Annotated in this window: 16 protein-coding genes; 9 read left to right on the plus strand and 7 right to left on the minus strand. The window is 70.3% G+C overall.

All coding sequences use genetic code 11. The annotated features are described in order from the left end of the window. Window positions 1–163 precede the first annotated feature (163 nt). Window positions 164–3,310, minus strand: a complete 3,147-nt coding sequence (ileS, locus tag OG933_RS31730) for an isoleucine--tRNA ligase (RefSeq protein ID WP_405630238.1) — start codon at window positions 3,308–3,310, stop codon at window positions 164–166. Window positions 3,311–3,911: 601 nt separating this feature from the next. Between ileS and OG933_RS31735 the strand changes: the two genes are divergently transcribed. The 6 genes from OG933_RS31735 (at window position 3,912) to OG933_RS31760 (ending at window position 9,620) form a co-directional block, all read left to right on the plus strand. Further along, entirely contained in the window at window positions 3,912–4,985 is a 1,074-nt protein-coding gene (locus tag OG933_RS31735; protein WP_405630241.1) for a TraR/DksA C4-type zinc finger protein, read from the plus strand. A gap of 67 nt (window positions 4,986–5,052) precedes the next feature. Continuing rightward, window positions 5,053–5,649, plus strand: a complete 597-nt coding sequence (gene lspA / locus OG933_RS31740; protein ID WP_362267498.1) for a signal peptidase II — start codon at window positions 5,053–5,055, stop codon at window positions 5,647–5,649. 62 nt (window positions 5,650–5,711) lie between these two features. After that, complete coding sequence (locus OG933_RS31745; protein ID WP_020129920.1) at window positions 5,712–6,656, plus strand: RluA family pseudouridine synthase; 945 nt, start codon at window positions 5,712–5,714, stop codon at window positions 6,654–6,656. Further along, window positions 6,653–7,126 (plus strand): GNAT family N-acetyltransferase, encoded by a 474-nt coding sequence (locus OG933_RS31750; RefSeq protein ID WP_405630244.1) that lies wholly within the window; start codon window positions 6,653–6,655, stop codon window positions 7,124–7,126. The genes OG933_RS31745 and OG933_RS31750 overlap by 4 nt, the downstream gene beginning before the upstream one ends. Before the next feature lie 66 nt (window positions 7,127–7,192). Further along, window positions 7,193–8,779 carry a Na+/H+ antiporter gene (locus tag OG933_RS31755; RefSeq protein WP_020129918.1) on the plus strand — a complete coding sequence of 529 codons (1,587 nt, stop codon included), beginning with the start codon at window positions 7,193–7,195 and terminating at the stop codon, window positions 8,777–8,779. A gap of 100 nt (window positions 8,780–8,879) precedes the next feature. Next, complete coding sequence (locus OG933_RS31760) at window positions 8,880–9,620, plus strand: SDR family NAD(P)-dependent oxidoreductase (protein ID WP_142263772.1); 741 nt, start codon at window positions 8,880–8,882, stop codon at window positions 9,618–9,620. A gap of 3 nt (window positions 9,621–9,623) precedes the next feature. On the opposite strand, the gene OG933_RS31765 is transcribed toward OG933_RS31760, so the two are convergent. Then, complete coding sequence (locus OG933_RS31765; RefSeq protein WP_362520190.1) at window positions 9,624–10,736, minus strand: mechanosensitive ion channel domain-containing protein; 1,113 nt, start codon at window positions 10,734–10,736, stop codon at window positions 9,624–9,626. A 98-nt stretch (window positions 10,737–10,834) separates the two neighbouring features. Here OG933_RS31765 and OG933_RS31770 point away from each other — a divergent pair, with 98 nt between their 5' ends. Then, complete coding sequence (locus OG933_RS31770; RefSeq protein ID WP_405630248.1) at window positions 10,835–11,404, plus strand: dienelactone hydrolase family protein; 570 nt, start codon at window positions 10,835–10,837, stop codon at window positions 11,402–11,404. 35 nt (window positions 11,405–11,439) lie between these two features. Here OG933_RS31770 and OG933_RS31775 read toward each other — a convergent pair whose 3' ends face one another. The 4 genes from OG933_RS31775 to OG933_RS31790 form a co-directional block, all read right to left on the minus strand. Beyond that, a complete protein-coding gene (locus tag OG933_RS31775; protein ID WP_405630258.1) occupies window positions 11,440–13,119 on the minus strand; it encodes an alkaline phosphatase D family protein in 1,680 nt (559 codons plus the stop codon). A 92-nt stretch (window positions 13,120–13,211) separates the two neighbouring features. Beyond that, window positions 13,212–14,027 (minus strand): DsbA family protein, encoded by an 816-nt coding sequence (locus OG933_RS31780; protein ID WP_362520196.1) that lies wholly within the window; start codon window positions 14,025–14,027, stop codon window positions 13,212–13,214. Between the two features lie 108 nt (window positions 14,028–14,135). Next, the gene (locus OG933_RS31785) at window positions 14,136–14,828 is read right to left on the minus strand and encodes a hypothetical protein (RefSeq protein ID WP_405630261.1); all 693 of its coding nucleotides are present in this window, start codon (window positions 14,826–14,828) and stop codon (window positions 14,136–14,138) included. A 68-nt stretch (window positions 14,829–14,896) separates the two neighbouring features. Beyond that, window positions 14,897–16,222, minus strand: coding sequence for a DUF2252 domain-containing protein (locus OG933_RS31790; protein WP_054242885.1), 1,326 nt, complete (start codon window positions 16,220–16,222; stop codon window positions 14,897–14,899). A 214-nt stretch (window positions 16,223–16,436) separates the two neighbouring features. On the opposite strand from OG933_RS31790, the gene dnaE reads away from it, so the two are divergent. Next, window positions 16,437–19,976, plus strand: coding sequence for a DNA polymerase III subunit alpha (dnaE, locus tag OG933_RS31795; RefSeq protein WP_362520204.1), 3,540 nt, complete (start codon window positions 16,437–16,439; stop codon window positions 19,974–19,976). A 128-nt stretch (window positions 19,977–20,104) separates the two neighbouring features. Here the strand turns inward: dnaE and OG933_RS31800 are convergent, their stop codons facing one another. Beyond that, on the minus strand, window positions 20,105–20,269 hold the full coding sequence (locus tag OG933_RS31800; RefSeq protein ID WP_020129908.1) for a hypothetical protein: 165 nt from the start codon (window positions 20,267–20,269) through the stop codon (window positions 20,105–20,107). Between the two features lie 223 nt (window positions 20,270–20,492). Between OG933_RS31800 and OG933_RS31805 the strand changes: the two genes are divergently transcribed. Beyond that, entirely contained in the window at window positions 20,493–21,716 is a 1,224-nt protein-coding gene (locus OG933_RS31805; protein ID WP_362520207.1) for an NYN domain-containing protein, read from the plus strand. The last annotated feature ends 32 nt before the right edge of the window (window positions 21,717–21,748 follow it).

The raw sequence follows: 21,748 nt of genomic DNA on the forward strand, positions 1-21,748 counted from the left end.
TCAAAGGGCGGGACCCCGGATCACCATCCGGGGTCCCGCCCTTTTTACGCGTGTTGACGGCGATCATGCGCGTGACTGCCCCCGTGAGGCCGCCGGGCACTCCGCGCGCCGGACATGCGGAGGGCCCGGCCCCCTAGGGGAACCGGGCCCTCGCGGAGGTGCCTTACGCCTTGCGCAGGCGGAACGTCAGCGTCAGGGCGTCGTCCGTGAACGGGGCGCCGTAGGTGTCGTCCGCCTCGCCCTGGGCGAAGTCCGTGGCGAGGACCTCGTCGGCGATGAGGCCGGCGTGGCCGGACAGGGCGTCGGTGGTCGCCGGGTCGGTCGCGGTCCAGCGCAGCGCGATGCGGTCGGCGACGTCGAGGCCGCTGTTCTTGCGGGCCTCCTGGATCAGCCGGATCGCGTCCCGGGCCAGACCCGCGCGGCGCAGCTCCTCGGTGATCTCCAGGTCGAGGGCGACCGTCGCGCCGGAGTCGGAGGCGACCGACCAGCCCTCGCGCGGGGTCTCCGTGATGATGACCTCGTCGGGGGCCAGGGTGATCGTCTCGCCGTCGACCTCCACCGAGGCCGTGCCCTCGCGCAGGGCGAGGGAGAGCGCGGCGGCGTCGGCGTTCGCGACGGCCTTGGCCACGTCCTGGACGCGCTTGCCGAACCGCTTGCCCAGGGCGCGGAAGTTGGCCTTGGCGGTCGTGTCGACCAGGCTGCCGCCGACCTCGGAGAGGGACGCCAGCGACTCGACGTTGAGCTCCTCCGTGATCTGCCCGTGCAGCTCGCGGTCGAGGGCGTCGAAACCGCTCGCGGCGATCAGGGCGCGCTTCAGGGGCTGGCGGGTCTTCACGCCCGACTCCGCGCGGGTGGCGCGGCCCAGCTCCACCAGACGGCGGACCAGGACCATCTGCTTCGACAGCTCCGGGTCGATCGCGGCGAGGTCGGCCTCCGGCCAGGCGGCCAGGTGGACGGAGTCCGGGGCGCCCGGGACGACCGGCACGACGAGGTCCTGCCAGACCCGCTCGGTGATGAACGGGGTCAGCGGGGCCATCAGCTTGGTGACCGTCTCGACGACCTCGTGCAGGGTGCGCAGCGCGGCCTTGTCGCCCTGCCAGAAGCGGCGACGGCTGCGGCGGACGTACCAGTTGGACAGGTCGTCGACGAACGCGGAGAGCAGCTTGCCTGCGCGCTGGGTGTCGTACGCCTCCAGAGCCTGCGTCACCTGGTCGGTGAGCGCGTGGAGTTCGGAGAGCAGCCAGCGGTCCAGGACCGGGCGGTCGGCCGGGGCCGGGTCGGCCTCGCTCGGCGCCCAGCCGGACGTACGGGCGTACAGGGCCTGGAAGGCGACCGTGTTCCAGTACGTCAGGAGCGTCTTGCGGACGACCTCCTGGATCGTGTTGTGGCCCACGCGGCGGGCCGCCCACGGGGAGCCGCCGGCCGCCATGAACCAGCGGACCGCGTCGGCGCCGTGCTGGTCCATCAGCGGGATTGGCTGAAGGATGTTGCCCAGGTGCTTGGACATCTTGCGGCCGTCCTCGGCGAGGATGTGGCCCAGACAGACGACGTTCTCGTACGACGACTTGTCGAAGACCAGCGTGCCGATGGCCATCAGCGTGTAGAACCAGCCGCGGGTCTGGTCGATGGCCTCGCTGATGAACTGCGCCGGGTAGCGGGACTCGAAGAGGTCCTTGTTCTTGTACGGGTAGCCCCACTGCGCGAACGGCATCGAACCCGAGTCGTACCAGGCGTCGATGACCTCCGGCACGCGCGTGGCCGTCCGCCCGCAGTCCTCGTGCGGGCAGGCGAAGGTGACCGCGTCGATGTACGGGCGGTGCGGGTCCAGCTCGGACTGGTCGGTGCCGGTCAGCTCGGTGAGCTCCGCGCGGGAGCCGGCGACGGTGAGGTGGTCGTCCTCGCAGCGCCAGATCGGCAGCGGGGTGCCCCAGTAGCGGTTGCGGGAGAGCGCCCAGTCGATGTTGTTGTTCAGCCAGTCGCCGTACCGGCCGTGCTTGACCGTGTCCGGGAACCAGTTGGTCTTCTCGTTCTCCTGGAGGAGGCGGTCCTTGACGGCCGTGGTGCGGATGTACCAGGACGGCTGCGCGTAGTAGAGGAGCGCGGTGTGGCAGCGCCAGCAGTGCGGGTAGCTGTGCTCGTACGGGATGTGCTTGAAGAGGAGGCCGCGCTGCTGGAGGTCCTCGGTGAGCTTTTCGTCCGCCTTCTTGAAGAAGACACCGCCCACCATCGGGACGGACTCCTCGAAGGTGCCGTCCGGGCGTACCGGGTTGACGACGGGCAGGCCGTAGGAGCGGCAGACCTTGAGGTCGTCCTCACCGAAGGCGGGGGACTGGTGGACCAGACCGGTGCCGTCCTCGGTGGTGACGTACTCGGCGTTCACCACATAGTGGGCGGGTTCCGGGAACTCCACGAGCTCGAACGGACGTTGATAGGTCCAGCGCTCCATTTCGGCGCCGGTGAAGGTCTGGCCGGTGGTCTCCCAGCCCTCGCCGAGCGCCTTGGCGACCAGCGGCTCGGCGACGACCAGCTTCTCCTCGCCGTTGGTCGCCACGACGTAGGGGACCTCGGGGTGCGCGGCCACGGCCGTGTTGGAGACCAGTGTCCAGGGGGTCGTCGTCCACACCAGGAGGGCGGCTTCGCCGGCGAGCGGACCGGAGGTGAGCGGGAAACGGACGTACACGGAGGGGTCGACGACCGTCTCGTAGCCCTGGGCCAGCTCGTGGTCGGACAGACCCGTGCCGCAGCGCGGGCACCAGGGGGCGACGCGGTGGTCCTGGACCAGCAGGCCCTTGTTGAAGATCTCCTTCAGCGACCACCAGACCGACTCGATGTACTCGGGGTCCATCGTGACGTAGGCGTCGTCGAGGTCGACCCAGTAGCCCATGCGGGTCGTCAGCTCGGAGAACGCGTCGGTGTGGCGGAGCACGGACTCGCGGCACTTGTCGTTGAAGGCGGCGATGCCGTACGCCTCGATGTCCTGCTTGCCGGAGAAGCCGAGCTCCTTCTCGACCGCCAGCTCCACCGGGAGGCCGTGGCAGTCCCAGCCGGCCTTGCGGGCCACGTGGTAGCCGCGCATGGTGCGGAAGCGGGGGAAGACGTCCTTGAAGACGCGCGCCTCGATGTGGTGGGCGCCCGGCATTCCGTTGGCGGTGGGCGGGCCCTCGTAGAACACCCACTCGGGGCGGCCCTCGGACTGCTCCAGGCTCTTGGCGAAGATCTTCTGCTCGCGCCAGAAGTCGAGCACCGCGTGCTCGAGGGCGGGCAGGTCGACCTGGGCGGGCACCTGGCGGTACTGCGGCTGCGTATTCAACGAGCTTCCTCCGGCGGACATACTGCCTTCCGTCGGAGGGACGAGAGCCGACTTGCCTGTCTACGCCATGTGCGGCGCGCTCCCGCGGTACCACCCTCCTTGGCCCTCCGGTGCACTTCACGCGCCGGTGAGCCCCCTCATTGGGGTCGCGATGCCGGTTCTACTGGCCCTCGCCTGTCGGCTGCGGCTTTCTTCCGGCGGCTCCGGGGTGATCTTCACGTCGCGCTCGCCCCCGGGCTTCCACCGTCCCCGGGTCGCTCTGGGCTGCGTACGCCGCTACTCGTCCCCATCCACACTTTTCGCTCCGCCCAGTGTACGGCTCCCCGACGACAGCGGCCGACGGGTTTTCGGGGGCGCGGGACCCGGCCGAGGACCGAGTCCGGAGTGACCCGAATGGTGGCTGTATGTGATGGTATGTGCGTTCGGATTCCGGGATGTCCGGCTCGGCGGATTACCGGGCGGGGAGCTGGGCACAACGGATGCAGGCTTGCCGCGAGGCGGGCGAATCGAGCGGTGCGCCCCGTTGCCGCGGGCTCCAAGTCGATTTATCGTCCCAGCACGATTCGCGTGCAAGATCACAATATGTGAAGGGGCCGCGGCCATGGTGGCGAAGAAGACCGCCGTACAGCAGTCGGCGTCCGGCAGCTCCACGAGTGCCTCCGGTGCCTCCGGCGGCGCGGCCAAGGACTCCAGGGCCGTGAAGTCGGTGCGGTCCGCGACGGCCGGAGCACCGAAGAAGGCCGCGGCCGGGAAGGCGGCTGCCGAGGAGGCCGTGGCCCGAAGACCTGAGGAGGGGGCGGCGGCGGAGGCCGAGGCGGCGGAGCCGGTCGAGAGGGACGGACCTGCCGGGAAGGCGCCCGCCGCGAAGAGGAGCGCCGCGAAGAGGGCGGTGAAGAAGGCGGCCACGGACGCGGTGGTCGCCACGAAGGCGGTCACCGGGAAGTCGGCTGCCAAGAAGACGGTCGCCAAGAAGACCGCGGCCAGGAAGGCGGCCGCGGCGGAGACGACGACCGCGAAGAAGCCGGCTGCCAGGAAGGCGGCCACCAAGAAGGTCACCGCCGAGAAGGTCAGCGCCGAGGAGGCGACGGTCGAGAAGATCGCCGGCGCCGAAGGCGTGACCGGGACGAGTGCGGGCAGGAAGAGCACGGCCAAGAAGGTGGGCGCGGCCTCGGCCGCGGAGCAGACGGGAGCCACGACTGTGGTTGCGAAGAAGACTCCGGGTACGGCCACTGCGGCGAAGACCGCTGTTCCCAAGGCGCGCCTCGCGGCGGTGGAGCCCGGCGAGCTCGCGGTGCGCCCCGGCGAGGAACCGTGGACGCCGCAGGAGGTCGAGGAGGCCCGTGCGGAGCTCCAGTCCGAGCAGGGGCGGCTGCGGGCGGAGCTCGCCTCGTCCGAGGCGGCCCTGACGGGGCTGATGCGGGACTCGGGGGACGGCGCGGGCGACGACCAGGCGGACACCGGGACGAAGAACATCACGCGAGAACACGAACTGGCGCTGGCCGCCAACGCGCGCGAGATGCTGATCCAGACCGAGCACGCCCTGGAGCGGCTGGACGCCGGCACGTACGGCCTGTGCGAGAACTGCGGCCAGGCCATCGGCAAGGCCCGGATGCAGGCCTTCCCGAGGGCCACGCTGTGCGTCGAGTGCAAGCAGAAGCAGGAGCGCCGGTACTGATCACCTGGCGGTCGGGGGGTGTGCCGTACCCTCGTCCTCAGTCAGGTACCTAGGTTGAGGGACTCACGTGGCAGAGGCGGAGCGCGTCATCGGTACGCCGGACATCCCAGAGGCGGGATCCGAGCCGGAGCAGTCGTCCGGCCCGGACGGGCAGGAGAGCACCGAGGCGCGGCCCAGGGGCAAGCGCCGGATCGCCGTGCTCTTCACCGTCGCCACGATCGCGTACGTGATCGACCTGGTGAGCAAGATGCTCGTGGTCGCCAAGCTGGAGCACCACGCGCCGATCGAGATCATCGGGGACTGGCTGAAGTTCGAGGCCATCCGCAACGCGGGCGCGGCCTTCGGCTTCGGTGAGGCGTTCACCATCATCTTCACGGTGATCGCGACGGCCGTGATCGTGGTGATCGCCCGGCTCGCCCGCAAGCTCTACAGCCTGCCCTGGGCGATCGCCCTGGGGCTGCTGCTGGGCGGCGCGCTGGGCAACCTCACCGACCGGATCTTCCGCGCGCCGGGCGTCTTCGAGGGCGCGGTCGTGGACTTCATCGCCCCGAAGCACTTCGCGGTCTTCAACCTCGCGGACTCGGCGATCGTCTGCGGCGGCATCCTGATCGTGCTGCTGTCCTTCAAGGGCCTGGACCCGGACGGGACCGTCCACAAGGACTGACCGCCCGGCGGTTGTCCACAGGGCCGTACGGCGGTACCGGAGCCGTCCGGCATACTCGACGGGTGAGCACGATTCCCGAGACCCGCACCCTGCCCGTGCCGGACGGCCTGGAGGGCGAGCGCGTAGACGCCGCCATCTCCCGCATGTTCGGCTTCTCCCGTACGAAGGCCGCCGAGCTGGCTGCGGCGGGGAAGGTCACGGTCGACGGCTCGGTGGTCGGCAAATCCGAGCGGGTGATCGGCGGGGCCTGGCTGGAGGTCGAGATGCCCCAGGCTCCGGCGCCGGTGCAGATCGTCGCCGAGCCGGTCGAGGGCATGGAGATCGTGCACGACGACGACGATGTGGTCGTGATCGTCAAGCCGGTCGGCGTGGCCGCGCACCCGTCGCCCGGCTGGAGCGGGACGACCGTCATCGGCGGGCTCGCCGCCGCCGGGTACCGCATCTCCACCTCCGGTGCCGCCGAGCGCCAGGGCATCGTGCACCGGCTGGACGTCGGCACCTCGGGGCTGATGGTGGTCGCCAAGTCGGAGCGGGCGTACACGTCGCTGAAGCGCCAGTTCAAGGAGCGCACGGTCGACAAGCGCTACCACACGCTCGTCCAGGGCCACCCCGACCCGACCAGCGGCACGATCGACGCGCCCATCGGCCGGCACCCGCACCACGACTACAAGTGGGCGGTCACGGCCGAGGGCAAGCCGTCCGTCACGCACTACGACCTGATCGAGGCCTTCCGCGCGGCCTCCCTGCTGGACGTGAAGCTGGAGACGGGCCGTACGCACCAGATCCGCGTCCACATGGCCGCCCACCGCCACCCCTGCGTCGGCGACCTGACGTACGGCGCCGACCCCACGCTGTCCAAGCGGCTGGGCCTGACCCGGCAGTGGCTGCACGCGGTGCGGCTGGGCTTCGAGCACCCCGGGGACGGGCAGTGGGCGGAGTTCGCCAGTGACTACCCCGAGGACCTGGCCAAGGCCCTGGAGCAGGTCCGCGAGGAGACCTACGGATGAGCGGGCCGCACGGGTACACGGTGCGGGTCGCCGAGGACCCGGCCGACCGGGAGGCGTGCTTCGCGGTGCGCAAGGAGGTCTTCGTCGGCGAGCAGGGCGTGCCCGAGGACCTGGAGTACGACGCGCACGACGCCAGCGCCGTCCATGTGCTGGCGGTCCGGGAGGACGGGCTGCCGCTCGGCACCGGGCGGCTGCTGTACGGCGAGGCGGTCGCCGACCGGACCGGCGGCGACCTGTCGGTCGGCTCGCTGGGGCGGCTCGCCGTGACACGCGAGGCGCGCGGGCTGGGTGTCGGGGTGGCGCTGGTGCGGGCCATCGAGGAGGCGGCACGCGCGCGGGGGCTCGTGGCCGTGGACCTGCACGCACAGACCCGGGCGCTGGGGTTCTACGAGCGGCTGGGGTACGCGGCGTACGGGCCGCAGGACATGGAGGCGGGGATTCCGCACCGGTCCATGCGGCGTTCTCTGTAGCGGAGGGTGGTCGTGCGACGCTGGAGGTCTGGATGTTCTTGATCGTCTAGACCCGGAGCGCTGACCGTGGACCAGCTGGCCCTGTTGTTCGTCCTGTTGCTCGGGGCCGTGGTGAGCGTCCCGGTCGGGGACCGGTTCGGGTTGCCCGCGCCGGTGCTCATGACCCTGCTCGGGATCGTCCTCGCGGTGCTCGACTTCGTTCCCAACGTGGACATCCCGCCGGACCTGATCCTGCCCCTGCTGCTGCCGCCCCTGCTGTACGCGGCGGTGCGGCGGACCTCGTGGCGGCAGTTCGCGGCGAACGTGCGGCCGATCTTCCTGCTGGCCGTCGCGCTGGTGTTCGTCACGACGGTGTGCGTGGCGGCCGTGGCCCACACGATCGTGCCGGGGCTGCCGATCGCCGCGGCCGTGGCGCTGGGCGCGCTGGTCGCGCCGCCCGACCCGGTGGCCGCCACCGCGGTGGCCGGACAGCTCGGGCTGCCCCGCCGGCTGGTGTCCATCCTGGAGGGCGAGGGGCTGTTCAACGACGTGACGGCCATCGTGCTCTACCACGTCGCGATCGCCGCGGCCGTGAGCGGGTCGTTCTCGCCGTGGCAGGCGGGCCTCGACCTGGTGCTGTCCGCGGTGGTGGCGGTGGCGGTGGGTGTCGCGCTCGGCTGGGGCGCCAACAGGCTGCTGGACGTCCTCGGGGACACGACGTTGCAGATCGGTCTGACGCTCCTGGTGCCGTACGCCTCGTACGTGCTGGCGGAGGAGTTCCACGGGTCCGGGGTGCTGGCCGTCCTGACCACGGCCATGTTCCTCGCCGAGTACGCCACCGACCCCGACGACGTGCTGACCCGGCTGGCCGGCCACACCTTCTGGGACATCATCGACACCCTCGTCACGGGCGTCGCGTTCGGGCTGATCGGCCTGGAGCTGCACAACGCGATCCGGACGGCGTCCGGGCGGTGGGGGGAGATGCTGGGCTGGGCCGGGGTGATCGTGGTCGTCGTGGTCGTCGTACGGCTGCTGTGGCTGCTGCCGGCGACCTGGCTGACGCAGCGGCTGCACGCAAGACAGGACCACCTCGAGGACATTCCGACGAACTGGCGGGAGACCCTCGTCATGTGGTGGGCCGGGATGCGCGGGGTGGCCTCCGTGGCGCTGGCGCTGGCCGTGCCGCTGAAGACCGACGACGGCGGGCCCTTCCCCGACCGGGACGAGATCATCTTCATCGCGTTCGGCGTGATCATGGCGACCCTGGTCCTCCAGGGACTGACCTTGCCGTGGCTGGTGAAACGCCTCGACGTGCAGGCGGACAGCGACCGCGAGAAGGAGTTCGAGAAGGAGCTCGCGGTGCGGGCCGCGAAGGCGGCGAAGCAGCGGCTGCGGGAGATCGAGGCCGAGGAGGACCTGCCGGAGGAGCTGTCCGAGCAGATGCTGCGGCGGGCCTTCGACATCGGGTTGCGGATCAGCCCCGACGTCGGGGAGGACGAACGGCGGGAGGGCCACGACCAGCGGGTGCGCAGGCTGAAGCGGGTGCGGCGGATCCAGGGGGAGATGCTGAGCGCGGCCCGGCACGAGGTGGTCGCGGCGCGCAGCGAGCCGGGCGCCGATCCGGAGATCGTGGACCGGGTGCTGCGGCATCTGGACGTGCGCAGCCTCAGGTGAGGCGACCGGACCGGCCGGCCGGCCTTCCGCGGCCGCCCGGTTCATGACAGTCGCGTAAACCGTCATGACCCCTGTCGGTACTGCTCGTTACGCTCGGACCATGGCACGCAATGTGGTGATCAGTGGAGGCGGAACGGGGATCGGGCTCGCCGCGGCGCGGGTCTTCGCCGCGGACGGGGACCGGGTGCTGCTGCTCGGGCGGCGGGCGGAGGTGCTGGAGAAGGCCGGGGTGGCCGGGGCGCTCACCTACGCCGCGGATCTGAGTGAACCGGAGCAGGTGCGGGGGGTGGCCCGGTTCGTCGAGGCGGAGTTCGCCACCGTGGACGTGCTGGTGCACAGCGCCGGGGGCGCCGGGCACCTGGAACCGCCGAGCGACAGTGCGGATCCGCTGGACCGCGTCGCGCACCACTGGACCGTCAACTTCCGTAGCAACACCCTCAGCGCCGCCCTGCTCACCGAGGCCCTGAAGGACCGGCTCGCCTCGCCGGGCGGACGGGTGCTGTTCGTCAGCTCGATCGCCGCCTACCGGGGGTCGGGCAGCGGGGCCTACGGCGGCGCCAAGGCCGCGCTGCACCCGTACGCCCGGGATCTCGCCCGGGAGTTGGGGCCCCGGGGCATCACCGCGAACCTCGTCGCCCCGGGATACGTCGAGGACACCGGGTTCTTCGGGGACGCCATCGAGCCCGCGCGGCGCGAGCGGCTCGTCGGCGAGACCTTCACCGGGCGCGCCGGGACGCCCGGGGACATCGCCGCCACACTGCACTGGCTGGCCTCCCCGGGCGCCGGTCACGTCACTTCGCAGGTCGTCCAGGTCAACGGGGGTGCGGAGCGCGGGAACTGACGCTCAGCGGCCCGTCCGCGGCGGCTCGTGGACGCGCCGGGCCGCACCGTCGGGGGAGCGGGACTGGCCGGGCAGGCGGCCCGGGGGCAGCGCCGCGTCCGCCGTGTTGACCCTCGGGAGCGCGTACGGGTGCTCCTTGGACAGCCAGCGGATCATCTCCTCGCGGACCCTGACCCGCACCGTCCAGATGTCGTCGGCGTCCTTCGCCGTGACCAGGGCCCGCACCTGCATGGTGTTGGGCGTGGTGTCGGTGACGTCGAGCCCGCAGGCACGGCCGTCCCAGGCCGGGCAGTCGCGCAGGATGTCGCGCAGCTTCTCGCGCATCGCCTCCACCGGCGCCGCGTGGTCGACGTGCCAGTAGACGATGCCGGTCATCTGCGGGGTGCCGCGCGACCAGTTCTCGAAGGGCTTCGAGGTGAAGTACGAGACCGGCATCGTGATCCGGCGCTCGTCCCAGGTCCGCACGGTCAGGAAGGTCAAGGTGATCTCCTCGACCGTGCCCCACTCGCCGTCCACCACGACCGTGTCGCCGATGCGCACCATGTCGCCGAAGGCGATCTGGAAGCCGGCGAACATGTTGCTCAGGGTCGACTGGGCGGCCACACCGGCGACGATGCCGAGGATCCCGGCCGAGGCCAGCAGGGAGGCGCCCGCCGCGCGCATGGCGGGGAACGTCAGCAGCATCGAGGCCGCCGCGACCACCCCGACGACGGCCGCCACCACCCGCATGATCAGCGACACCTGGGTCCGCACCCGCCGGACCCGGGCCGCATCGCGGTGCACACGCGCGTAGCGGGTGTACGACGTCTCGACGATCGCCGCCGCGATCCTGATCACCAGCCAGGCCGCCGAGCCGATCAGCACCAGGGTGAGGAACTGGCCGATGCCGGTCCTATGGTCCTCCAGCAACTGCGCGGCGTCGTACGACCCTCTCAGCAGGGCCGCGCACAGCACGAGCTGATAGGGGATGCGGCCACGGCGCAGCAGACCCCACAGCGGGGTCTCGGGGTGCCGCAGGTCGGCCTTGGACAGCAGGCGGTCGGTGGCCCAGCCGATGAGGACTGTCAGCACAACCGAGCCGCCGACCACGATCACGGGGCGGAGCAGGTTCTCCATGCCTTCGAACGTAACCGGGTCGGAGGGGTCCTGAACATGCGGTTTCTGTGAGGAGGCGCACGCACGGCGTTGTCAGTGCAGGCTGGCACCATGGGCACATGAACATCATGCTCTTTCACTCGACCTATGGTCCGCGGCCCGCGGTGCGCGCCGCGGCGGACCGGCTGCGCGCCGCCGGGCACGAGGTGTGGACGCCGGACCTCTTCGAGGGCCGCACGTTCGACACGGTCGAGGAGGGCATGGCGTACAACGAGGAGATCGGCAAGGACGAGCTGCTGAAGAGAGCCGTCCTGGCCGCCGCGCCCTACTCGGAGCGCGGGCTGGTGTACGCCGGGTTCTCGCTCGGTGCGTCGATCGCCCAGACCCTCGCCCTCGGCGACGCCAGGGCGCGCGGCCTGCTCCTGCTGCACGGCACCTCGGACCTGGCGCCGAACGTCTCGGTGGACGGCCTCGCGGTGCAGCTGCATGTCGCGGAGCCGGACCAGTTCGAGACCGACGACTGGCTGAGCGCCTGGTATCTCCAGATGGGCAGAGCGGGCGCCGACGTGGAGGTCTACCGGTACGCGGGAGCCGGGCACCTGTACACCGACCCCGAGCTGCCCGACTACGACGAGGAGGCGGCCGAGGCCACCTGGCGGGTGGCGCTCGGCTTCCTCGAGTCGCTCTAGAAGGATCCGGAGCTCCGGAAGGAACTAGACCGGGTCTAGACCGGGTCGTAGGTCCGCTCCACCTTCTGCGTGCCGCTGCGCGTGCGGTACGAGCGGGACCAGGCGGAGGTCGCCGTGGTGGTGGTGCGGTCGGACAGGACGTAGTAGTCCATCTGCGCGCGCTCGGCCGTGATGTCCAGGACGCCGTAGCCGTGCCGGTCGGTGTCGACGAAGTGGACGTGCCGGTTGGCGGCCCGGATGACCGGGGCGGCGATCGCGGTGAGCGTGCCCTCCGGGACCTTCACGATGTCGTCGAGGTTGTCGGAGGTCACCGAGGTGACCACGAACTCCGTGGCGGCCGAGGCCGACAGCGGGTAGGTCCCGGCGTCCACCGGCACGTCGTTGGCCCACGCCATGTGGATGTCACCGGTCAGGAAGACGGTGTTGCGGATGGCGTGGGAGCGCAGGTGGGCCAGGAGTTCGCGGCGGTCGTCGGTGTAGCCGTCCCACTGGTCGGTGTTGAGGGCGATGCCCTCCTGGGGCAGGCCGAGCAGCTTGGCGAGCGGCTTGAGCAGGTCCGCGGAGAGCGAACCGATGGCGAACGGCGAGATCATCACCGAGTTGCCGACCAGCCGCCAGGTGGTGTCGGACGCCTTCAGCCCGGCCTTCAGCCAGTCGAGCTGGGCGCGGCCGGTGAGCGTGCGGTCCGGGTCGTCGACGGTGCCGTTGCCGACGGCGACCTGTTGCGAGCGGAAGGACCGCAGGTCCAGCAGGGACAGATCGGCGAGCTTGCCGAAGCGCAGCCGGCGGTAGGTGGTGCCGGCGATGGCCGGCCGGACGGGCATCCACTCGAAGTAGGCCTGCTTGGCGGCCGCCTGACGGGACGACCAGGCACCCTCGGCGCCCTCGGTGTGGTTCTCGGCTCCCCCCGACCAGGTGTCGTTGGCGAACTCGTGGTCGTCCCAGATCGCGACGACCGGCGCCTTCGCGTGCAGGGCCTGGAGGTCCGGGTCGGTCTTGTACTTGCCGTGCCGGGTGCGGTAGTCGGCGAGGGTGAGGATCTCGTGGGTGGGCGCCGTCTGCCGGACGACGGTCCCGCGCGTGCCGTACTCGCCGGTGCCGTACTCGTAGATGTAGTCGCCGAGGTGCAGCCAGGCGTCCAGGTCGCCGCGGGCCGCGAGGTGACGGTACGAGGAGAAGTAGCCGGCCTCCCAGTTGGCGCAGGAGACCACGCCGAAGCGCAGGCCCGGCACGGCCGCGTCCGCCGCCGGCGCGGTGCGGGTGCGCGCCACCGGGGAGTCGGTGCCGCCGGCCGAGAAGCGGAACCAGTAGTCGGTGGCGGGCGCGAGGCCGCGGATGTCGGCCTTGACGGTGTGGTCGGTCGCGGCGGAGGCGGTGGTGGAGCCCTTGGCGACCACGTTCGTCAGCGCCTTGTCCGTGGCGACGACCCAGCTCACCTCCGTGGCCGGACCGAGCCCGGAGCCGGGTATCGCCTCGGCGGTGGGCGTTACCCGGGTCCACAGCAGGACGCCGTCGGGCAGCGGGTCGCCGGAGGCGAGGCCGTGCAGGAAGACGGGGGCCTCTGCGGCACGGGCCGGCAGCGCGGCGGCGAGCGGGCCGGCCAGCACGGCGGTGGCGGCCACGGCCTTCAGTGCCGTACGGCGGCGCGGGGACAGCGAGTTGGGGCGCTCTGACGAGGTGTCGGCGCTCTCGGAGGATCTGTATCGACTGGTCACGGACGATCAGATTACTGACCAGTACGACAAAAGAGCGGGCGAACTCCCAAAAGTTCGCCCGCTCTTCCTCGCAGTGTCGGATCAGATGCCGGTCAGCCCTTGAGCGCCGCTTCGATCGCCGTGGTGAAGTCGGCGACCGTCATCGGGGCGTTGCCCTGCCCGTCGGAGCCGGTGAGCGTCTTGCCGTCCATCTTCAGGGTCGGGGTACCCGTGACGCCGCTCTTGTCGAACGTCTTGGACATCTCCAGCGCCCACCGGTCGTAGGTGCCGTTCTTCACGGCGCTCTGGAACTTCGCGTTGCCCTTCAGCGCCGAGACCGTGTCCGCCACCTTGATCAGGTAGGAGTCGTCCTTGAACTTGTCCTCGGTCTCCTCGGGGTGGTACTTCGCCGAGTACATCGCGGTCTTGTACTCGAGGAACGCCTCGGGGCTGACGTTGAGCGCGGCGCCCAGGGCGCTGAGCGCGTTCTTGGAGCCCTCGCCGGTCAGGCTGCGGTCGAGGAAGGTCGCGCCGACGTACTCGATCTTGAACTTGCCGGCGTCGTAGTCGCTCTTCACCGTCGCGCCGACGGTCTGCTCGAACTGGGCGCAGACCGGGCAGCGCGGGTCCTCGTACATCACGAGCGTCTTCTTGGCGCTCGCCTTGCCCATGACGACCGTCGTGCCGTTCTTGCCGCTGGTGTTGGCCGGCTTGACCAGCTTGGCCTTCGCCGCGTCCTCCCAGTAGCCGGGCTTGTTCGCCTGGACGACGGCGTAACCTATGCCGCCCGCCAGGGCGAGCACGCCGACGACCGAGCAGGCGACGATGATCTGGCGCCTGACCTTGGCCCGCTTGGCCTCGCGCTCACGCTCGATGCGCAGCCGCTCCCGGGCCGCCGTCTTCGACGCAGCGCTGTTCCGCTTGCTCATGGTGTTCTCCAAAGGGACGCGCACGTGTCGTACGCGGAAGTTCGTGTGAGGACTGAGGGACTGCGGTGGTGCTCAGGTGCCTGGGCCTGCGCAGACGTGCGGGCCTGTTCAGACCGCGGCGGGCGAGCACGGCGGTCCACGCCGTCCCAAGGAGTGCACGAGAATCCGCTCGCGGACGGTGGTCGACCGGCGGGTGGGCCGCGGCAGGCGGCGGGCCGCCGGGGCGCGTCGTACGGTCACGGCGGCGACGGCCAGCAGCAGCGGCCGGAAGGTCGTCGCGGTCGCGGCGCGCAGCAGCTGGGCCAGCGCCCGCTCGCCCCGGCGCAGCCAGGCGGCCGCGATCAGGCCGACGCAGACGTGCGCGCCGAGCAGCAGCCACGCGGCGGCCGGGTCCGGGTGGGCGAGGAGCCCGCCCAGCCGGTCGGTGTCGGTGCCGGTGACCTGGGCCAGCGGGGTACCGACGGGTGTGCCGTCGCCGCACAGCACGTCCCAGCCGACCGAGGCCAGCGGGCCGGCGACCGGGCCGCCCGCACGGCCGTAGCAGACGTGCTGGCCGGTGGTGAAGACGGTGTCGGCCGCCAGCTCCAGCGGGATCAGCAGGGCGGCGATCCGCCCGAAGCCGCATTCGCGGCCGGCGAGGACGTACGCGAGGGCGAACACGGCGGCCGCGACGGCGGCCACCGTGTTGAGCGGCAGCGGGGCCCGGGACAGCAGCACGTGCGACGCGGTGCTGAGCGTCACGACGCATGCCGTGAACAGCGCCGCGCGTACGGCTCTGAGGCGGGTCCCGGATATGTCCATAGCGGAGGAGAGTGTGTCACGTGCTCCTGTAGGAGACCCCTAAAGGGTCCCTGTGAGAAGGCGGACCGTTAGAGACCTGGAATCCGGCCGTTGCGGAACAGGTCGACGAAGATCTGGTGGTCGGTACGCGCGCGTGCGCCGTACGTGTGCGCGAAGTCGACCAGGAGCGGCGCGAAGCCGTCCTCGTCGGCCGCGATCGCCGCGTCGATGGCCCGCTCGGTGGAGAAGGGCACCAGGGACTCGCCGGAGGTGTCGTCCGCCGCCGCGTGCATCGTGGCCGTGGCCCGGCCCAGGTCGGCGACGACGCCCGCGATCTCCTCCGGGTCGTCGATGTCGCCCCAGTCCAGGTCGACCGCGTACGGCGAGACCTCGGCGACCAGCTGCCCGGCGCCGCCCAGCTCGGTCCAGCCCAGCCACGGGTCGGCGTGCTGCTGGAGGGCGCGCTGGGAGATCACCGTGCGGTGGCCCTCGTGCTGGAAGTAGTCGCGGATCGCCGGGTCCGTGATGTGCCGGGAGACGGCCGGCGTCTGGGCCTGCTTGATGTAGATCACCACGTCGTTCTCCAGGGCGTCGCTGTGGCCCTCGAGGAGGATGTTGTACGACGGCAGACCGGCCGAGCCGATACCGATGCCCCGGCGGCCGACGACGTCCTTCACGCGGTAGGAGTCCGGGCGGGCCAGGGAGGTCTCCGGCAGGGTCTCCAGATAGCCGTCGAAGGCCGCGAGCACCTTGTAGCGGGTGGCGGCGTCCAGCTCGATGGAGCCGCCGCCCGGTGCGAAGCGGCGCTCGAAGTCACGGATCTCCGTCATCGAGTCCAGCAGCCCGAAGCGGGTCAGGGAGCGCGCGTCACGCAGCGCGTCGAGCAGCGGGCCCTGCGCGGTGTCCAGGGTGAAGGGCGGCACCTCGTCGCTCTTGGCGCCGGTGGCCAGCGCGTGGATCCGCTCCCGGTACGCGCCCGCGTACACCTCCACCAGCTCGCTGATCTGATCGTCACCGAGCGCCTTCGCGTACCCGATGAGGGCGATGGAGGCGGACAGGCGCTTCAGGTCCCAGGTGAAGGGGCCGACGTACGCCTCGTCGAAGTCGTTGACGTTGAAGATCAGCCGGCCTGTCGCGTCCATGTACGTGCCGAAGTTCTCCGCGTGGAGGTCGCCGTGGATCCACACGCGCGAGGTGCGCTCGTCCAGGAACGGGCCGCCCCGCTTCTCGGCGTCGAGGTCGTGGTAGAAGAGGCCCGCGGTACCGCGGTAGAACGCGAACGCCGAGGCCGCCATCTTCCGGAACTTCACCCGGAACGCGGCCGGGTCGGCGGCCAGGAGCTCGCCGAACGCGGTGTCGAAGACGGCGAGGATCTCCTCGCCGCGGTGCTCGTCGTTGAGCTGCGGAACCGACATCGCTGGGTGCCTCCTGGTGCATGACATGTACGACAGCGCTTCTGTCGCATCCAACGGGCGGGGCCGGGCGAAAGTGCCCGCGGCCCCACCGTGAAGGTACGTGGGGAACGAGCCCGGGTGTCAGTCGCGAGGCATAGACTTCGACGCTGTCCCCCGATCCGTCCGTAACCGGTGGGACACCCGTTGCCGTTTGTTTCCCTTGGAGGCCGCAGCCGTGTCAAAGCCGCCGTTCACGCACCTGCACGTCCATACCCAGTACTCGCTGCTGGACGGTGCCGCGCGGCTGAAGGACATGTTCGACGCGTGCAACGAGATGGGCATGACCCACATCGCCATGTCCGACCACGGCAACCTGCACGGGGCGTACGACTTCTTCCACACCGCGAAGAAGGCCGGAGTCACCCCGATCATCGGGATCGAGGCGTATGTCGCCCCCGAGTCGCGGCGCAACAAGCGCAAGATCCAGTGGGGCCAGCCGCACCAGAAGCGCGACGACGTCTCCGGTTCCGGCGGCTACACCCACAAGACGATCTGGGCGGCCAACGCGACGGGCCTGCACAACCTCTTCCGGCTCTCCTCGGACGCGTACGCCGAGGGCTGGCTCCAGAAGTGGCCCCGGATGGACAAGGAGACGATCTCCCAGTGGTCCGAGGGCCTCATCGCCTCCACCGGCTGCCCCTCCGGCGAGCTCCAGACCCGGTTGCGCCTCGGCCAGAAGGAGGAGGCGCTGAAGGCGGCGGCCGACTACCAGGACATCTTCGGCAAGGACCGGTACTTCCTGGAGCTGATGGACCACGGCATCGAGATCGAGAGCCGGGTCCGTGACGGCCTCCTGGAGATCGGCAAGAAGCTCGGCATCCCGCCGCTGGTCACCAACGACTCGCACTACACGTACGCGCACGAGGCGACCGCGCACGACGCGCTGCTGTGCATCCAGACCGGCAAGAACCTCTCCGACCCGGACCGCTTCCGCTTCGACGGCACCGGCTACTACCTGAAGTCCACGGACGAGATGTACGCCATCGACTCCTCGGACGCCTGGCAGGAGGGCTGCGCCAACACCCTCCTGGTGGCCGAGCAGATCGACACCACCGGCATGTTCGAGGCGAAGAACCTCATGCCGAAGTTCGACATCCCCGACGGCTTCACCGAGGTCACCTGGTTCAAGGAGGAGGTCCGCCGGGGCATGGACCGCCGCTTCCCGGGCGGCGTCCCCGACGACCGGCAGAAGCAGGTCGAGTACGAGATGGACGTCATCATCCAGATGGGGTTCCCGGGCTACTTCCTCGTCGTCGCCGACTTCATCATGTGGGCGAAGAACCAGGGCATCGCGGTCGGTCCCGGGCGTGGCTCCGCGGCCGGCTCGATCGTCGCCTACGCGATGGGCATCACCGACCTCGACCCGATCCCGCACGGCCTGATCTTCGAGCGGTTCCTCAACCCCGAGCGCGTCTCCATGCCCGATGTCGACATCGACTTCGACGAGCGCAGGCGCGTCGAGGTGATCCGGTACGTGACCGAGAAGTACGGCGCCGACAAGGTCGCCATGATCGGCACCTACGGCAAGATCAAGGCGAAGAACGCCATCAAGGACTCCGCGCGCGTGCTGGGCTACCCGTACGCGATGGGCGACCGCCTCACCAAGGCCATGCCCGCCGACGTCCTGGGCAAGGGCATCGACCTCAACGGCATCACCGACCCCTCGCACCCGCGCTACAGCGAGGCCGGCGAGATCCGCGCGATGTACGAGAACGAGCCGGACGTCAAGAAGGTCATCGACACCGCCAAGGGCGTCGAGGGCCTGGTCCGGCAGATGGGTGTGCACGCGGCCGGCGTGATCATGTCCAGCGAGCCCATCGTCGACCACGCCCCGATCTGGGTACGGCACACGGACGGCGTGACCATCACCCAGTGGGACTACCCGCAGTGCGAGTCGCTCGGCCTGCTGAAGATGGACTTCCTCGGCCTGCGCAACCTGACGATCATGGACGACGCCGTCAAGATGGTGAAGTCCAACAAGGGTCTCGACCTCGACCTGCTGGCCCTGCCGCTCGACGACCCGAAGACCTTCGAACTCCTCCAGCGCGGTGAGACCCTCGGCGTCTTCCAGTTCGACGGCGGCCCCATGCGCTCGCTGCTGCGCCTGATGAAGCCCGACAACTTCGAAGACATCTCCGCCGTCTCGGCGCTCTACCGTCCCGGCCCGATGGGCATGGACTCGCACACCAACTACGCCCTCCGCAAGAACAAGCTCCAGGAGATCACCCCGATCCACAAGGAGCTCGAGGAGCCGCTCGAAGAGGTCCTGGCGGTCACCTACGGCCTGATCGTCTACCAGGAGCAGGTGCAGAAGGCCGCCCAGATCATCGCCGGGTACTCGCTCGGCGAGGCCGACATCCTGCGCCGCGTGATGGGCAAGAAGAAGCCCGACGAGCTGGCGAAGAACTTCGTCCTCTTCCAGGAGGGCGCCAAGAAGAAGGGCTACAGCGACGAGGCGATCAAGGCCCTGTGGGACGTGCTGGTCCCCTTCGCCGGCTACGCCTTCAACAAGGCGCACTCCGCCGCGTACGGCCTGGTCTCGTACTGGACCGCCTACCTGAAGGCGAACCACCCCGCCGAGTACATGGCCGGACTGCTCACCTCGGTCAAGGACGACAAGGACAAGTCGGCCGTCTATCTCAACGAGTGCCGCCGCATGGGCATCAAGGTGCTCCCGCCGAACGTCAACGAGTCGGTGCACAACTTCGCCGCACAGGGCGACGACGTGATCCTCTTCGGCCTCGAAGCCGTGCGCAACGTCGGCACCAACGTGGTGGAGTCGATCATCAGGAGCCGCAAGGCCAAGGGCAAGTACGGCTCGTTCCCCGACTACCTCGACAAGGTCGAGGCGGTCGCGTGCAACAAGCGCACCACGGAGTCGCTGATCAAGGCGGGCGCGTTCGACACCCTGGGGCACACCCGCAAGGGCCTCACCGCGCACTTCGAGCCGATGATCGACAACGTCGTCGCGGTCAAGCGCAAGGAGGCCGAGGGCCAGTTCGACCTCTTCGGCGGCATGGGCGAGGAGGAGACGAGCGAGCCCGGCTTCGGACTCGACGTCGAGTTCACGACCGACGAGTGGGAGAAGACGTATCTGCTCGCCCAGGAGCGGGAGATGCTCGGTCTGTACGTCTCCGACCACCCGCTCTTCGGCCTGGAGCACGTGCTGTCCGACAAGGCCGACGCGGGCATCGCCCAGCTCACCGGCGGAGAGCACGCGGACGGCGCGGTCGTCACCATCGGCGGCATCATCTCCGGGCTCCAGCGGAAGATGACCAAGCAGGGCAACGCCTGGGCGATCGCCACCGTCGAGGACCTCGCGGGCTCCATCGAGTGCATGTTCTTCCCGGCGACCTACCAGCTCGTCTCGACCCAACTCGTCGAGGACGCCGTCGTCTTCGTCAAGGGCCGCCTCGACAAGCGGGAGGACGTGCCCCGGCTCGTCGCCATGGAACTCCAGGTCCCCGACCTGTCGAACGCGGGCACCAACGCCCCCGTGATCCTCACCATCCCGGCCACCCGGGTCACCCCGCCGATGATCAACCGCCTGGGGGAGATCCTCACTCACCACCGGGGTGACAGCGAGGTGCGGATCAGGCTCCAGGGCCCGACCAAGACGACCGTTCTGCGTCTGGACCGGCACCGGGTCAAGCCCGACCCCGCGCTGTTCGGTGATTTGAAGGTGCTGCTCGGCCCGTCCTGCCTGGCCGGCTGAGCGCGGCAGAGGACGGGACATCGCGGGAGACCGCGGGAGACCGACGGGGAAGAAACCTACGAGGGGCGCATCCGGTACCGGATGCGCCCCTCGGTGCGTGCGAGCCGCAACGGCCCGTCGCCCGGATGTCAGTTGTGGCCGAAGCGCTTCTGCCTGCCCTTGCGGGCGACATCGGCCGGCGTCACCTGTGCGATGCGCTGCTCGGCCTGCGACTCCATCGAGGACTGCTGGGCCGCCTGCTGACCACGCTCGGACTGCGGCTGTTTACGCTCCTGCTTCTTGTTCTTGGCCATGGTGATCTGCCTCCTGGGGGGATCTGGGGGCCATCGACGGGACCAGACTCACATAGGCTGACTTACAACGCATTTCGGATAATTACCGTCTGTAACAGGGGTTGTCGGAGCGCAAGCCCCCGAAACGCCACGCCGAAGATCGAGTTCCGGCCGTTAACCTCCGCGTGGTCGGGCAGACTCGAAGAAAGCCCGATGCAAACCTCCCGGAAAGAGGGTGAGTCGTGTGGACCGCTGCATCGTCCTGGTGGACGCCGGGTATCTGCTGGGGGCCGCCGCCAGCCTCCTCGCCGGAGAGCCCTCGCGATCGAGGATCACCGTCGACCACTCCGCCCTCGTCCAGGGCCTGCGCGAACAGGCCGAGTCCGAGACCGAGCGGCCGCTGCTGCGCATCTACTGGTTCGACGGCGCCCCCGACCGCGTTCCCCAGCCCGAACACCGCAGACTGCGCGTGATGCCCCGGGTGACCGTCCGGCTGGGCGCGCTGACCCGCAGCGACGGCCGCTGGGCCCAGAAGGGCGTCGACGCCGCCATGCATGCCGAGCTGACCGAACTGGCCCGCAACCGCGCCTGCTCCGACGTCGTCCTCGTCACCGGCGACGGCGATCTGCTGCCCGGCATGATGGCCGCCAAGGAGCACGGCGTCGCCGTCCACCTGTGGGCCGTCCAGGCCGCCGACGGCGACTACAACCAGTCCGAGGACCTGGTCGCCGAGGCCGACGAACGGCGCGTCCTGGACCGCATCTGGATCACCAAGGCCGTACGCGCCAAGGAGGTCGGCGGCACCTGCGCGTCGCCGCCCGCGCCCCGGCCGGAGATCGCCGCGATCCTCTCCGCGCCGCTGCCCGACTCCGGCCTCGCCCGCGCCTCCGGGCGGAGCGCCGAGGAGACCGAGCACGCCTCCGCGGCCGGCGCCTCGGAGAACGGCACCGAGGAGCGCATTCCCGCGCCCAAGGGAGGCGTGCCGACCCCCAAGGACCTGGCCGCCCTGCGCACACCCGGCGCCCAGGCCGTCCAGCACCCCACCACGGCCACCCTGCGCTGGTCCTCCGACAAGGGATGGGTCGACCGTCCCGGGACCCCCGCGGAGCCCTCCGAGGTCGCCGCGATGCCGACGCTCGCGCAGCTCACCACGGCGGAGCAGCGGTGGGCCGACCGCGAGGAGGACATCACCACCGTCGGCGGCGACCCGTTCGAGGTGGGGCAGGTCTTCGCCCGCCGGTGGATGGCGCGCCTCGGCGAGCAGGGTCAGCTCCAGAAGCTGTCGGGCATGTACCCGCGGATCCCGCACCGCATCGACGGCGAGCTGCTGAGGTACGCGGCCCGCTTCGGACTGCTCGCGCACAAGGACGACCAGATCGACGAACACGACCGGTACGCCATCCGGGCGGGATTCTGGCGCGAGATCGACGTACGGACGGCCGCCGAGCACGCTCCGGCCGGGGACTGAACCGGCCGCCCGGGACGCCCCGACGGCGAGCG

The organism is Streptomyces sp. NBC_00016 (assembly GCF_045040885.1).
Lineage (GTDB): Bacteria > Actinomycetota > Actinomycetes > Streptomycetales > Streptomycetaceae > Streptomyces > Streptomyces coriariae.

Excerpts from the sequence above, each read along its gene's own strand:
- OG933_RS31770 (WP_405630248.1), top strand. The coding sequence starts at position 10,835 with ATGAACATCATGCTCTTTCACTCGACCTATGGTCCGCGGCCCGCGGTG.
- OG933_RS31790 (WP_054242885.1), bottom strand. The coding sequence starts at position 16,222 with ATGTCGGTTCCGCAGCTCAACGACGAGCACCGCGGCGAGGAGATCCTC.
- OG933_RS31765 (WP_362520190.1), bottom strand. The coding sequence starts at position 10,736 with ATGGAGAACCTGCTCCGCCCCGTGATCGTGGTCGGCGGCTCGGTTGTG.
- OG933_RS31800 (WP_020129908.1), bottom strand. The coding sequence starts at position 20,269 with ATGGCCAAGAACAAGAAGCAGGAGCGTAAACAGCCGCAGTCCGAGCGT.
- OG933_RS31760 (WP_142263772.1), top strand. The coding sequence starts at position 8,880 with ATGGCACGCAATGTGGTGATCAGTGGAGGCGGAACGGGGATCGGGCTC.
- OG933_RS31785 (WP_405630261.1), bottom strand. The coding sequence starts at position 14,828 with ATGGACATATCCGGGACCCGCCTCAGAGCCGTACGCGCGGCGCTGTTC.
- OG933_RS31780 (WP_362520196.1), bottom strand. The coding sequence starts at position 14,027 with ATGAGCAAGCGGAACAGCGCTGCGTCGAAGACGGCGGCCCGGGAGCGG.
- OG933_RS31750 (WP_405630244.1), top strand. The coding sequence starts at position 6,653 with ATGAGCGGGCCGCACGGGTACACGGTGCGGGTCGCCGAGGACCCGGCC.
- OG933_RS31735 (WP_405630241.1), top strand. The coding sequence starts at position 3,912 with ATGGTGGCGAAGAAGACCGCCGTACAGCAGTCGGCGTCCGGCAGCTCC.